This window comes from Sphingomonas sp. URJC2, assembly GCF_059803575.1.
This window is the reverse complement of the sequence record NZ_JAPFGX010000002.1, coordinates 15176-27961: the sequence shown is the minus strand read 5'-3', so window position 1 is coordinate 27961 and position 12786 is coordinate 15176. Positions and strand designations below refer to the sequence as shown.

15 protein-coding genes and 1 tRNA gene are annotated in these 12786 nt (G+C 68.8%); 9 read left to right on the top strand and 7 right to left on the bottom strand.

What is annotated here, in order from left to right; translation table 11 throughout:
• Window positions 1-203: 203 nt before the first annotated feature.
• Entirely contained in the window at window positions 204-938 is a 735-nt protein-coding gene (locus OPU66_RS01445; RefSeq protein WP_498551820.1) for a PEPxxWA-CTERM sorting domain-containing protein, read from the top strand.
• Between the two features lie 125 nt (window positions 939-1063).
• Here the strand turns inward: OPU66_RS01445 and OPU66_RS01440 are convergent, their stop codons facing one another.
• Both OPU66_RS01440 and OPU66_RS01435 read right to left on the bottom strand, forming a co-directional pair.
• Window positions 1064-1579, bottom strand: coding sequence for a phage tail protein (locus tag OPU66_RS01440; protein ID WP_498551819.1), 516 nt, complete (start codon window positions 1577-1579; stop codon window positions 1064-1066).
• Between the two features lie 11 nt (window positions 1580-1590).
• On the bottom strand, window positions 1591-2595 hold the full coding sequence (locus tag OPU66_RS01435; protein WP_498551818.1) for a phage tail protein: 1005 nt from the start codon (window positions 2593-2595) through the stop codon (window positions 1591-1593).
• A gap of 181 nt (window positions 2596-2776) precedes the next feature.
• Between OPU66_RS01435 and OPU66_RS01430 the strand changes: the two genes are divergently transcribed.
• The 4 genes from OPU66_RS01430 (at window position 2777) to argC (ending at window position 6257) form a co-directional block, all read left to right on the top strand.
• Window positions 2777-3241: a PA2169 family four-helix-bundle protein gene (locus OPU66_RS01430; protein WP_498551817.1), complete on the top strand. Its 465-nt coding sequence runs from the start codon at window positions 2777-2779 to the stop codon at window positions 3239-3241.
• A gap of 92 nt (window positions 3242-3333) precedes the next feature.
• The gene (locus tag OPU66_RS01425; RefSeq protein WP_498551816.1) at window positions 3334-4734 is read left to right on the top strand and encodes a leucyl aminopeptidase family protein; all 1401 of its coding nucleotides are present in this window, start codon (window positions 3334-3336) and stop codon (window positions 4732-4734) included.
• 200 nt (window positions 4735-4934) lie between these two features.
• Window positions 4935-5282, top strand: coding sequence for a MarR family transcriptional regulator (locus OPU66_RS01420; protein ID WP_498551972.1), 348 nt, complete (start codon window positions 4935-4937; stop codon window positions 5280-5282).
• A gap of 27 nt (window positions 5283-5309) precedes the next feature.
• Window positions 5310-6257, top strand: coding sequence for an N-acetyl-gamma-glutamyl-phosphate reductase (gene argC / locus OPU66_RS01415; RefSeq protein WP_498551815.1), 948 nt, complete (start codon window positions 5310-5312; stop codon window positions 6255-6257).
• Window positions 6258-6261: 4 nt separating this feature from the next.
• On the opposite strand, the gene mltG is transcribed toward argC, so the two are convergent.
• From mltG to OPU66_RS01400, 3 genes are all read right to left on the bottom strand, one after another.
• The gene (gene mltG / locus OPU66_RS01410; protein ID WP_498551814.1) at window positions 6262-7236 is read right to left on the bottom strand and encodes an endolytic transglycosylase MltG; all 975 of its coding nucleotides are present in this window, start codon (window positions 7234-7236) and stop codon (window positions 6262-6264) included.
• A 7-nt stretch (window positions 7237-7243) separates the two neighbouring features.
• Entirely contained in the window at window positions 7244-8503 is a 1260-nt protein-coding gene (gene fabF / locus OPU66_RS01405) for a beta-ketoacyl-ACP synthase II (RefSeq protein WP_498551813.1), read from the bottom strand.
• A gap of 108 nt (window positions 8504-8611) precedes the next feature.
• On the bottom strand, window positions 8612-8848 hold the full coding sequence (locus tag OPU66_RS01400; RefSeq protein ID WP_160590933.1) for an acyl carrier protein: 237 nt from the start codon (window positions 8846-8848) through the stop codon (window positions 8612-8614).
• Window positions 8849-9004: 156 nt separating this feature from the next.
• Between OPU66_RS01400 and OPU66_RS01395 the strand changes: the two genes are divergently transcribed.
• Window positions 9005-9598: a 5-formyltetrahydrofolate cyclo-ligase gene (locus OPU66_RS01395; protein WP_498551812.1), complete on the top strand. Its 594-nt coding sequence runs from the start codon at window positions 9005-9007 to the stop codon at window positions 9596-9598.
• Window positions 9595-9804 carry a DUF2842 domain-containing protein gene (locus OPU66_RS01390; protein WP_201752660.1) on the top strand — a complete coding sequence of 70 codons (210 nt, stop codon included), beginning with the start codon at window positions 9595-9597 and terminating at the stop codon, window positions 9802-9804. The genes OPU66_RS01395 and OPU66_RS01390 overlap by 4 nt, the downstream gene beginning before the upstream one ends.
• Window positions 9805-9914: 110 nt before the next feature.
• Here the strand turns inward: OPU66_RS01390 and OPU66_RS01385 are convergent.
• Window positions 9915-9991, bottom strand: a tRNA-Asp gene (locus OPU66_RS01385).
• A gap of 201 nt (window positions 9992-10192) precedes the next feature.
• On the opposite strand from OPU66_RS01385, the gene OPU66_RS01380 reads away from it, so the two are divergent.
• Complete coding sequence (locus OPU66_RS01380; protein WP_498551811.1) at window positions 10193-11662, top strand: glycerol kinase; 1470 nt, start codon at window positions 10193-10195, stop codon at window positions 11660-11662.
• Window positions 11663-11872: 210 nt separating this feature from the next.
• Here the strand turns inward: OPU66_RS01380 and OPU66_RS01375 are convergent, their stop codons facing one another.
• Window positions 11873-12082: a hypothetical protein gene (locus OPU66_RS01375; RefSeq protein ID WP_498551810.1), complete on the bottom strand. Its 210-nt coding sequence runs from the start codon at window positions 12080-12082 to the stop codon at window positions 11873-11875.
• A gap of 183 nt (window positions 12083-12265) precedes the next feature.
• On the opposite strand from OPU66_RS01375, the gene OPU66_RS01370 reads away from it, so the two are divergent.
• Window positions 12266-12742 carry a glutathione peroxidase gene (locus OPU66_RS01370; RefSeq protein WP_498551809.1) on the top strand — a complete coding sequence of 159 codons (477 nt, stop codon included), beginning with the start codon at window positions 12266-12268 and terminating at the stop codon, window positions 12740-12742.
• Window positions 12743-12786 lie beyond the last annotated feature (44 nt).

The window sequence follows — 12786 nt, the reverse complement described above, 5'->3', positions numbered from 1 at the left end:
GTAGATGACCGCCCGGGCATCGCGACTGTCCCGGATCGGGCAGATTTGGCCCCAAAGTTTGCATTGCACGAACACTGAAGGACATTAAAGGTAAACCCAGCATTCACTGAATGCCGGCCCGGCCATGTCATGTTCATCTGACGAAGATCGGGCGCGGCTGTCCGGATATCCCGGCAGCCCATCAGGGGTGGGAGATCAACGTCATGCACAGGATGATCGGCAAGGCCTTGAACGAGATCGGGTTTCGGGCACGCGGGGTGGGGATGGTCGCCGCGTTCGCCGCTGCGGCGGCAGTCGCGCCGGCGGTCAGCGCCGCGACGACCATCGACCAGCGCGGCACGCGCGTGCAGGTCGACGGCGCCGACGCGACCGATGGCCAGCAATTCGGGTCGCTGCGCTTCAACGGCTCATCGGACGCAACGCCGTTCGACGTGCTGCTGGGCGTCGACAGCCAGCAGAATTTCAGCGCCGCATGGAGCCACAATTACGGCGCACTGTCGGGCAGCGTGAGCAGCGCGTTCCTTGAAATCGGCATCTGGGACATCGACTCGGCGGCTGCCGGCAACCAGGTCGGCCTGCTGACCCTGAACGGCATCGATCTGACCGCGCTGCTCAATGCGGATGTCGAATCCCGCGCCTATGGCACGGGCATCTACGGCATCTACACGATCCAGCTGCCGGATACGGTCTATGCCGCGCTGCTCGGCGGCACGTCGAACTTCCTGCTCAACCTGCAGGGACCGGGCATCAATGCGCTGGGCGGCACGAACTTCAATGCCGCGATCCTGGACTTCGCGCGGCTGACGATCAACACCGCGACGACCGTGCCCGGACCGGATCCGATCCCCGAGCCGGCAAGCTGGGCGATGATGATCGCGGGCTTCGGCCTGTCCGGGACCGCACTGCGCCGCCGCCGCCTGCGCCTTCGTTTCGCCTGATACCGGATGGGCCGTCGGAGCGGTGTCTGATCCGATTGCATCGGATCGGCCGCTCCGGCGCTCCAGCCACTGGGTCCGCCGGGCTGCATGTCTCGCCGGGCGATGCCGCCCGGGCTGCCAATGCCCTAGTCGAAGTTCGGAAACACGCCCTGCAGGCAGATCGCCCAGTTGGTCGCCAGCGTCGGCTGCATGTTCTCGTGCGGCTGATTGTTGCCCGCGGGCGTCAGCGCCAGTTCGGCCATGGTGCCGGTCGGGACCTGTGCATAGGCGGCCTCGGCCATATTGACCGCCCAGACGCCGCCGCCCGGGCTGTCGGCACCGCCCGGCCCCGTTGCGCAAAATGCCTGATGGCCATGGGCAGGCATCTGATCGCGTGACAGCTCCACTGCGGCCGCGCCGCCATTGGTGCCGATCGGATAGGCGGACAGGGGTGCCGCCGTGCCATAACCGATCGCCACCCGGCCGCGCAGATCGGGCAGCGCAAAGGTGGTGCGCCCGTCGCCGCCGTAACTGGTGCCGATCAGCGCGAACAGCGCCTGATTCGATGCAATCCCCAGCAACGTGCCGTCACACGGTGCCCAGCCATCGGGAACCGGTCCGCTGAACAGGCGAAGTTCGCCGATATAGGGCGCGTCGACCATCTGGAACGTCCTTATCCCCGGGGCGGAAAAATGCCTTCGCGCGCGATGGCATAGCTGATGGCAAGAAAGGGCTGGCGGTTTTCGTGCGCGGCGTTGCCGCCGGTTCCGCCAATGGCCCCGGGCGACATCGCAGCTCCGGGAGAGGCGGCATATTTGGCCACCTCTGCCGGATCGGCAGCCCAGAGCGCGTTGATCGGTGTCACGCTGTTGCCGGCAGCGCCGGAGCAGCCGGGCAGGTGATTGTGAACCGCCAGTTCCTCGGGCAACAGCGTCACCTGCTCGGCCCCCCCGGTTTTGCCGAGCACGCGCGGCGTCAGTCCCGGCCCGTTGCCCGCCCCGACCGGCACGCGCCCGACCAGATTGGGCACGGCGAAGTTGCTGACGGCGTTGCCGCCGAAATAATTGCCGATCAGCGAGAACAGCGCGGTGTTTTGCGGGATCGCAAGCAGGCTGCCGTCACAGGCCACCCAGCCTTTGGGAATGCGGCCGAACGCGAACGCCCGCACTTCGGACAGATAGGGGGTGTCGTCCCCGGTCTGTTCGAGCGCGATGATATAGTTCAGCACCTGATAAGGCATCATGTTCTCGTGCGAGGCACCGCCCCCGGCCGGCCCGATACAGCTTTCGGCCATCACCGCATTGGCGGCACCGGTCGAATAGGGCGCGCTTTCCTCGCTGGCGATTGCCGCCCACACGCTGTTCGCCGGATTGCCGCCGGTCGCGGCGGCGGCGGCGGCGACCGCATGGCCATGCCGGGGCAGCTGCGCGGTAAGCAGCGTCACCCGTTCGCTGCCCGTCTGCAAGCCTGGGGGGTTGGTGGGACCGCTGTGCATCGGCACGCGGCCGCGCAGATCGGGCAGCGCGAAACTGCTGCTGCCGTCGCCGCCATAGGTGGTGCCGATCATCGCATAGAGATAGTCATTGTCGCTGATGGACAGCAGCTGCCCGGCACAGAACGCCCAGCCCTGGGGGGCGTAGGTTCCCGCCCAGAGCTTGATTTCACCGATCATGGCCATGCGCCACCCCCTGCCTGCCGGCCCCGTATGCGTTACGGTGTCCGTGCAGCCGCCAGAGCTACCCCTGCGGTCACGGTTCGGCAAAGCCATTCGCATCCGCAGCGGACCTTTCCCGCCGGGCCGCGCAGCCATTTCGTCCCTTGCGCGTTTGGCAAGACGCCACCCCATAAGGAGAGCAGAGATGATTGGATCCAGTGCCGATATCCGCACGCTGAACGGGCTGATCGCCACCACCATCGACAGCATCCGCGGCTATCAGGAAGCGGCGTCCGAGGCCGAGAACAGCCGTTTCCGCGAGCTGTTCCAGCATTTCGCCCAGGACCGGCAGCGCATGGTGACCGAGTTGCAGGCCGAGGTCGGCCGGCTGGGCGGCAAACCGGAAGACGATGGCACGCTGGCGGGGGCCGCGCATCGCGGCTGGCTTGACCTCAAGTCCGCGCTCACCGGCCATGACGACCGCGCGATCGTGAACGAAGTCGAGCGCGGCGAAGACCATATCAAGGGCAAATTCGAACAGGCGATGCGCGACACCGACCTGTCGGCGGAAACGCGGCGCGTGATCGAGCACTGCTACACATCGGTCCGGCAGGGCCATGACCGCATGCGCGACCTGAAGCACGGGCTGCAGCGCACCGAATCGATCTGAGTCCGGCCGCACCTGCCGCCATGCTGCGGGACGGGCAGCCCCCCGCGCATGGCGGCGGTTGCGCGCGCCGCGATCCGGCTTAGACAGGGCGGATGACCGATTTTTCCGCCCTGCTGGTCCCCGATCGCGGTCAGGCCGCGCGCACGCTGCACATCGTTCATCCCGACAGCTGGGAAACATGGCTGGCCGCGCAACCGCCGCGCAGCCGTGCGATCGTCGCCGCGCACCGGCTGACCGGCCGTCCCGGCAACCGTGCGGTGCTGCCCGGCGATGCGCCCGATGACTGGGCGATGCTGCTGGTGTGCAACGAGGCCAAAAGCTCGCCCTGGCGCTTCGCCTCGCTCGGCGAACAGCTGCCCGAGGGGCATTACCGGCTGGCCGATGGCGATCCCGAGGCCGGGGCGCTTGGCTGGCTGCTCGCCCAGCACCGCTTCGATCGCTACAAGCCTGCCGAGAACCCCGCCGGGCCGCGCGTGCTGCTGACCCCCGATCCGGCGCGCATCGACGAACTGGTCGCGCTCGCCGAAAGTGTCGCGCTTGCCCGCGACCTGATCAACACGCCCGCCGAGGATATGGGCCCGGCCGAGTTGCAGGCCGTGGCGACGAAGCTGGCGACCGACTGCGGCGCCAGCCTGACCGTGACGATGGGCGATGCGCTGACCGGCGAGCATCCGCTGATCCATACCGTCGGCCGCGCCGCCGCGCCGGGGCGCGAACCCCGGCTGATCGAGCTGGAATGGGGCCAGAGCGATCATCCGCGCATCGCCATCATCGGCAAGGGCGTGTGTTTCGACACGGGCGGGCTTGACCTGAAGCCTGCCGGGGCGATGCGGCTGATGAAAAAGGACATGGGCGGGGCCGCCCATGCGCTCGCGCTTGCGCGGCTGGTGATGCAGCGGCGGCTGCCGGTCAGGCTGCACCTGCTGATCCCGGCGGTCGAAAACGCTGTGTCCGGCCCGGCGATGCGGCCCGGCGACGTGCTGCGCAGCCGCAAGGGGCTGACGGTCGAGGTCAGCAACACCGATGCCGAAGGGCGGCTGATCCTGGCCGATGCGCTGGCGCGGGCGGCTGAAGGCGGCAACGGGACGCTGCCCGAACTGATGCTCGATTTCGCCACCCTGACCGGGGCGGCGCGCGTCGCCCTTGGTCCCGAACTGCCTGCGCTGTTCGCCAATGACGACCGGCTGGCCGGCGATCTGGCCGAGGCGGCGGGCGCGGTGCACGACCCGCTGTGGCGACTGCCGCTCTGGGCCGGCTATGACGAGATGCTGCGGTCGGACATCGCCGATCTCGACAACGCACCCGAAGGCGGGATGGCCGGGGCGATCACCGCCGCCCTGTTCCTGCAACGCTTCGTGCCGCCCGCCATCCCCTGGGCGCATCTCGACACCTTTGCCTGGGCGGCCAAGCCCCGTCCGGGGCGGCCCAAGGGCGGCGAGGCGCTGGGGCTGCGCGCCGCCTGGGCGATGCTGCGGGCCAGATACGCCCGCTAGCGCATCTCCGGGCCGGTCGCGCTGACGCGGCTTTGGGACTGTGCAGCGCCCCAAAACCCCGTCCGGCGATGAAAACCCGGCCGGATCAGGCAACCGCCGGCGTCCCTGCTGCGTTTCATGCTCCACACGTCCCTCTGCCCCGTGCCTGGCGGAGGGCGAGAGGAGAGTGGCGCGTGACCGAACCCGGCCTCAACCAGTGGATGCAGACATTGCTCGCCTATGTCCGCTCTGGCGATCCCGATCTGACCAACCGGCAGATGGCGCTGTTGCTGCTCGTCTGCCTGCGCCCCGGCCCGCACACCGTGCGCGGGCTGGCCGGCGCGCTCAGCGTCTCCAAACCCGTGATCACCCGCGCCTTGAACCGGCTGGGCGCGCTCGGCTATCTGCGGCGCGAGCGCGATGATGCGGACCGTCGCAACATCTTTGTGACGCCGACACGGGAAGGGACAAGGTTTCTTGAGCATTTCGAACAGCTCATCGCTGGCGACGGCAGCCCGGGCGAACGCCCGCCGGAACCCGCGCACCGACGCGAACCCGCGCACGCCTGACGCGCAGCCGCCGGCGCGGGGCCGGGCATGACCGCGCGGCTGTTCATCGACGGCGCGGCCGGCACGACCGGGCTGGAGATTGCCGACCGGCTCGACGGGCGGAGCGATATCGAAATCATCCGCCTCGCCCCCGATCAGCGCCGCGACCCGGCGGCACGGCGCGCGGCGCTCAACGCCGCCGATGCGGTGATCCTGTGCCTGCCCGACGATGCGGCGCGCGAGGCGGTGGCGCTGATCGACAATCCGGCGACGCGGATCATCGACGCGTCGACCGCGCACCGCGTCGCGGCGGGCTGGGACTATGGTTTTCCCGAGCTTGTCGGGGCGAACTCCGGGGGCCGCGAGGCGCTGGCCGCCAGCCGCCGCATCTCCAATCCCGGCTGCTACCCGACCGGCTTTCTGGCACTGGTCGCGCCGCTGGTGCGCGCCGGGCTGATCGCCGCCGACCGGCCGCTGAGCGTCCATGCGACATCGGGCTATTCAGGCGGCGGCAAGGCGATGATCGCGGCGTTTGAAGACCGCGACGCGCCGGGCGCGACCGACACCGGCTTTCGCATCTATGGGCTGGGGCTGGCGCATAAGCATGTCGCGGAAATGCAGGTCCATGCCGGGCTGGCGCATCCGCCCCTGTTCACCCCGGCGGTGGCACGCAGCTATCGCGGGATGATCGTCGAGGTGCCGCTGGCCGCCGCCCCGCCGCGCGACGCGCTGCACGGCGCGCTTGCCGCCGCCTATGCCGGCAGCCCGCTGATCAGGGTCGCCGCGCTGGACGAGGCCGATGCGACCGAGGTGCTGACGCTCGAACAGGTGGCCGGCACCGACCGGATCGATCTGTTCGTGTTCGGCAATGATGCGCGCCGGCAGGTGCGGCTGGTCGCGGCGCTCGACAATCTGGGCAAGGGCGCGGCGGGGGCCGCGGTCCAGAACATGAACCTTGCCCTCGGCCTTGGCGAGTATCAGGGGCTGCGGCTGTAAGGCGTTACATTTCGCCGCGCGCGCGGCGGATCGCATACCAGCGGCGGACATTGGCATTGTGTTCGGCAAGCGTTGCCGCAAACACATGGCCGCCGCGCCCGTCGGCGACGAAATAGAGCGCATCGGTGGGCGCGGGATCGAGCACCGCGGCAATCGAATCGCGCCCCGGATTGGCGATCGGCCCGACCGGCAGGCCCGGCGCGGCATAGGTGTTGTAGCCGTTCTTCGCCCGCAGCTCGGACCGCAGGATGCGCCGGCCAAGCGGCCGCCCGCGCGTGACCGGATAGATGACCGTGGGATCGGCCTGAAGCGGCATCCCGACCTTCAGCCGGTTGGCATAGACGCCGGCCACCGTCGTGCGTTCGGCGGCAACGCCGGTTTCCTTTTCGACGATCGAGGCGAGGATGATCGCCTCTTCGGGGCTGGACACCGGGGTCCGCGCGCTGCGCCCGGCCCATAGCCGCGCAAGCGTCGCATCCATCGCCGCCTGCATCCGCGCGATGACGGCGGTGCGCGCCTCGCCGCGCCGATAGGCATAGCTGTCGGGCAGCACCGAACCTTCGGGCGGCACCGGCGCCGGGCCGGTGAGTTCGGGGATCGCCGCCAGCCGCTCGGCAACCAGCACCGACGGCATGCCTTCGGGGATCGTCACCATCAGCCGGGTGACGCGGCCGGAGCGGAGCAGGCGCAGCACGTCGCGCCCGCTCGCCCGCGCCGGGATCCGATATTCGCCGGCCTGAATCGCGCCCGATCCGCCGAACAGCCGGGCGAGCAGCAGGAAACGCCGCGCCGAACCGATGGCCCCTGCCTTTTCGAGCGCCGTCGCCGCGCCGGTCAGCGTCGCGCCCGGCGCGATGGTGACGGCAACCGGCCGGGCGGCCGGGCCTGGCCCGGACCAGCCGAGCCAGGTAGTGCTCCCAACGATCAGCACGAACGTCAGCTGGGTGACAATATACGCGACTAGCAGCAGCCGCTTCATCGCCGCCTCAGACCGCCTTCAGCACCAGGCTGGCATTGGTGCCGCCAAAGCCGAAGCTGTTGTTGAGCACCGCGCGCACCCGCCGTTCCTTGGCCTTGTGCGGCACCAGATCGACGCCCGCGCAGCTTTCGCTCGGATTGTCGAGGTTGAGCGTCGGCGGCACGATCTGGTCGCGCAGCGCGAGGATGCAGAAAATCGCCTCCACCGCGCCGGCCCCGCCGAGCAGATGGCCGATTGCCGATTTGGTCGAGCTCATCGACAGGGTCTCGGTCGCGCTGCCGAACAGCCGCCGCACCGCGCCCAGCTCCAGCTCGTCGCCCAGCGGCGTCGAGGTGCCGTGCGCGTTGACATAATCGATATCGGCCAGCGCCAGCCCCGATTTGGCGATCGCCATTTCCATCGAGCGGAACGCGCCCGAGCCTTCGGGATGCGGCGCGGTGACGTGATAGGCGTCGCCCGACAGGCCATAGCCGACCAGCTCGGCATAGATTTTCGCCCCGCGCGCCTTGGCCCGCTCATATTCCTCGAGCACGACGACGCCCGCGCCCTCACCCATGACGAAGCCGTCACGATCACGGTCATAGGGGCGCGACGCGCGCTCGGGCGTGTCGTTGAACGCGGTCGACAGCGCCCGCGCCTGCGCGAACCCGGCAATGCCGATCGGGCAGATCGCGCCTTCCGCGCCGCCCGCCAGCATCACATCGGCATCGCCGAGCGCGATCATCCGCGCCGCATCGCCGATTGCATGGGCACCGGTCGAACAGGCGGTGACGACGGCGTGGTTCGGACCCATCAGCCCGTATTTGATCGAGACCTGACCCGAAATCAGGTTGATCAGCCGGCCATGCACGAAATGCGGCGACACGCGGCGCGGGCCCTTGTGCTCAAGCACCAGCGATTCGCTCTCGATACCCGGCAGGCCGCCAATGCCCGACCCGATCGAGCAGCCGGCGCGCAGCCGTTCGGCCTCGCTCATCTCGGTCAGCCCGGCATCTTCCAGCGCCTGACCGGCGGCATCGATGCCATAGATGATGAACGGATCGACCTGGCGCTGCACCTTGTGATCGACGCGGCGATTGGGGTCAAAGCCATAGGGATGGTCGGCCGGCTTCACCTCGCAGGCGATGCGGCAGACATAGTCGCTGGCATCGAAACGGGTGATCGTCCCCGCGCCCGACTTGCCGGCGATGATGTTGCCCCAGGCCGTCTCGACATCGCTGCCGAGCGGCGTGACGAGACCCAGTCCGGTGACGACGACACGACGCATGTTCTTCTCCGTTGACGCGAAACGGCTCCCCGGCCCCAAAAAGGGCCGGAGAGCCGTTTCGTTTTTCAGCTCAAGCCGGCCGGCAGGGCAAGCGCCCCGCCCGTCCGATCAGCCCTTGTTGCTGTCGATATAGGCGATCGCGTCCTTGACGGTCGTGATCTTTTCGGCCGCATCGTCGGGGATTTCGACGCCGAATTCTTCTTCGAACGCCATCACCAGCTCGACGATGTCGAGGCTGTCCGCACCGAGATCGTCGATGAAGCTGGCGTCCTCGGTCACCTTGTCGGCTTCGACGCCGAGATGCTCGACGACGATTTTCTTCACGCGATCCGCAGTCTCGCTCATGAGAGTTCCTTTTCGAGAGGTAAATTTGACACTGCGCTTAATCGCGCCACGAAAAGCTGGCAAGCCCCGCGCGGCGATGGCACCCGCAGCGATGGAAAAAACGCCGCCCTTCCCCGTGGGGCAAGGCATGCCGGTGCCCGATGGAGACGATAAGGCATGACCGGAGATACACGCGACGAGGACGGGGCAGCAGCGGACAAGGCCGCGCTGCGCGCCCGCATCCGTGCCGCACGGCGGGCGTTCGTCGCCGCGCTCGACCCGGCCGGCCGGGCGCTGGCGCTGCGCGTGCCGCCATCGCCGCTCCAGCCGCTGCTTGCCCGTGCATCGGTCGTCGCCGGCTATCTGGCGATCGGCAGCGAAGCCTCGCCCGCCGGGCTGCTCGACTGGGCGGCGACGCAGGGCGCGCGCATCGCCCTGCCCTTTGTGTCGCGGCCGGCCGTGCCGATGCGCTTTCTGGCCTGGCAGGCCGGCGAATCGCTTCACCCCGGCCCGCTGGGGCTGATGCAGCCCGATCCGGCGACGGCAGAGGAGCTTGCCCCCGACCTGATTCTCGCGCCGCTGATCGCATTCGACCGCGGCCTGAGGCGGCTGGGCCAGGGGGCTGGATTTTACGACCGCGCCTTTGCACGCTATCCCGACGCCCGGCGCATCGGCGTCGCGTGGAGCGTACAGGAAGTGGCGCTGGTGCCCGACGACCCATGGGACGTGCCGCTGCACGCCGTCGTCACCGAAAAGGAATGGATCGCATGATCGACCCCAGCATCCGCAATGTCGTCGGCATGTTCGCGCTGCTCGCACTGATCGCGATCTGGGCGGTGATCGTGGCCAGCTTTTCGCCGCTGATCGGCGGGCTGCCGATCCTGGTGCAGGCGCCGATCTACATCCTGGCCGGGATCATCTGGGTGCTGCCGGCGCGCCCGTTGATGCGCTGGGTGGTCACCGGCCGCTGGCGCTGAGCGCCGGGCCGCCCGGCCCCAGCTCGACACGCTGAAAAAACGACACGCTGAAAAAGCGAAAGGCCCGCAAGCACATAAGTGTGCCTGCGGGCCTTTTCGGTGCAACCAAATGGCGCGAGTGACGGGGCTCGAACCCGCGACCTCCGGCGTGACAGGCCGGCGCTCTAACCGACTGAGCTACACCCGCGCTTCGGTTGAGGCGCGCCGGTTAGGGGAGCTGTTCGGCCCTGTCAAGCAGATCATCTGCGCGATCCCGCAAAATCATCCGCCATCACCGATATTTTTTGAGCCCCCCCCCCCGCGCGACAGCGGATCGTCCCCGCCGCTTTTGTTGCCGCCGCCGCGCCGCTATGCGCAGGCGACGGACACAGAAGCCGGTGGCGAAAGGATGATGATGGCAGAGCTGATCCTGGTGCTCGACGAAGGCACGACCTCGACCCGGGCGATGCTGTTTTCCCCCGATGGCGCATGTCTGGGCGTGAGCCAGCGCGAGCTGACCCAATCCTATCCCGCCCCCGGGCTGGTCGAGCATGACGCCACCGAGATCTGGGAAAAATCTCTCGCCTGCGCGGCCGAGATGGTCGAACGCGCGGGCGGCGCGGCGCGAATCGCCGCCATCGGCATCACCAACCAGCGCGAAACCATCGTGTTCTGGGACCGGCAGACCGGCCAGCCGCTCGCCCCCGCCATCGTCTGGCAGGACCGGCGGACGGCCGCGATGTGCGCGGAACTGCGCGCCGGGGGGCATGAGGCGGCGGTGCAGGCCAAGACCGGGCTGCTGCTCGATCCCTATTTCTCCGGCTCCAAGATCGGCTGGGCGATGCGCCACTGGCCGCAGCTGGCCGAGGCCGGCGACCGGCTGGCGGTCGGGACGATCGAATCCTGGCTGGTGTGGAAACTGACCGGCGGCCTGCACATCAGCGATGCCAGCAACGCCTCGCGCACCGCCCTGATGGCGATCGGCAGCGGCGGCTGGGACGATGGCCTGCTCGCGCTGTTCGGCGCGCCGCGCGCCGCGCTGCCCGAAATCACCGACAGCGCCGGCCGATTCGGGGAGACGCGGCTGTTCGGCGATCCGATTCCGATCTGCGGCCTGGCCGGGGACCAGCAGGCGGCAGCCATCGGTCAGGCCTGTTTCGCGCCGGGCGACACCAAGGCGACCTATGGCACCGGCGCGTTCGTGCTGACCGCGACCGGGACGACGCTGCCGACCTCGCGCAACCGGCTGCTCGCCACCATCGCCTGGCAGATCGATGGCCAGCGCGCCTATGCGCTCGAAGGCTCGGTGTTCGTCGCCGGCAGCCTGATCAAATGGCTGCGCGACGATATCGGCCTGATCGGCGCGGCCGCCGAAAGCGCGGCGCTGGCGGCAAGCGTTGCCGACAATGGCGGAGTCTATCTGGTCCCGGCGCTGTCGGGTCTGGGCGCGCCCTGGTGGCGGCCCGAGGCGCGGGCGGCGATCACCGGGCTGAGCTTTGCCGCCGGGCGCGCGCACATCGTCCGCGCCGCGCTCGAGGCGCAGGCGCACCAGACGCATGATCTGAAGACCGCCTTTGCCGCCGACGGGTTCGACTGGACGTGCCTGCGCATCGATGGCGGCATGGCCGCCAATGACTGGATGGCGCAGGACATGGCCGATCTGCTCGACCTCGAGGTCGAACGGCCCGACAGCGTCGAGACGACGGCGCTAGGCGCGGCGATGCTCGCCGGGCTGGGCGCAGGGCTGTTCGATTCGCTGGCCGCCGCAGCGGCGATGCGCGGCGGCGCGCGCCGTTTCCTGCCGGCGGCCACCGCCGACCAGCGCCGCGCCCGGCTCGACGGCTGGGCACGCGCGGTACGCGGGGTGCTGACCGACTGAGACGGGTTTTTTGGGGCGCCTGACGCCGCATGGGCGGCACCGGGTTGTTTGTTGCGCGCCTCGCGGCGCGGGGGCGGCACCAGCCCGCACCCCCACCCGGCCTCCCATAGCGTATCCTGCCGTTGGGAGGCCGGGTGGGGGTGCGGGCCGGTGCCGTTCTTCCCAATCACAAACACCCGGTGCCACGATATCGGCGCAACCCGCCGCCCATCAACCGGCGGGTTCGTCCTCCGCCTCGTCCTCGTCGAGATCGTCCTCATCGATATCGAACGCCAGATGCTCCTCGACCGCTTCGCCGATCAGGTCGAGCTGTTCGGCGGTCGCGCCGAGTTCCAGCGTGTCGCCCTCTTCATCCTCGATGCGCAGCAGATAATCGTCGCCAACCCGTTCGATGGCGAAGCGTGACAGGGCCTTGGCCATTTGGTGCCTCCATGGCTGGTGGGGCCTGTTGAACGCGCCAGCGCGCAAGCGGATGCAGCGCGCCGACACAGCTCCATAGCGCGGGCAGATGACGGTTTGGCGGCGGCCCGCCGACTGAGCGGCTGGCGCAGCGACGCCGAACCGGCTTTAAGGGCTTTGGGCGCATAACCGGGGGAGACGGCGATGAACGTGACCGATTTCGAGGTGAAGGCACCGGGCGGCGGCACCGCCGCGCTGGCCGGCCATGCCGGCAAGGTGCTGCTGATCGTCAATGTGGCGAGCAAATGCGGCTTTACCCCGCAATATGCGGGGCTGGAGGCGCTGCACCGCCGCTTTGCCGACAAGGGCTTTGCCGTGCTCGGCTTTCCCTGCAACCAGTTTGCCGGGCAGGAACCGGGCGACGCGCAGGAAATCGCGACCTTCTGCACGACGACCTATGACGTGACCTTCCCGGTCTTTGCCAAGATCGACGTCAACGGCCCGGGTGCCGATCCGCTCTATGCGCATCTGAAGGCGGCGGCGCCGGGCATGCTCGGCACCCGGTCGATCAAATGGAACTTCACCAAGTTCCTCATCGACCGCAGCGGCAAGGTCGTGCGTCGCTATGCGCCGACGATCAAGCCGGACGACATTGCGCGCGACATCGAAGCGCTGCTCTGACCATGGCTCCAATCCGTCCCCGCAACGTTGGTCCGGCCGGGATC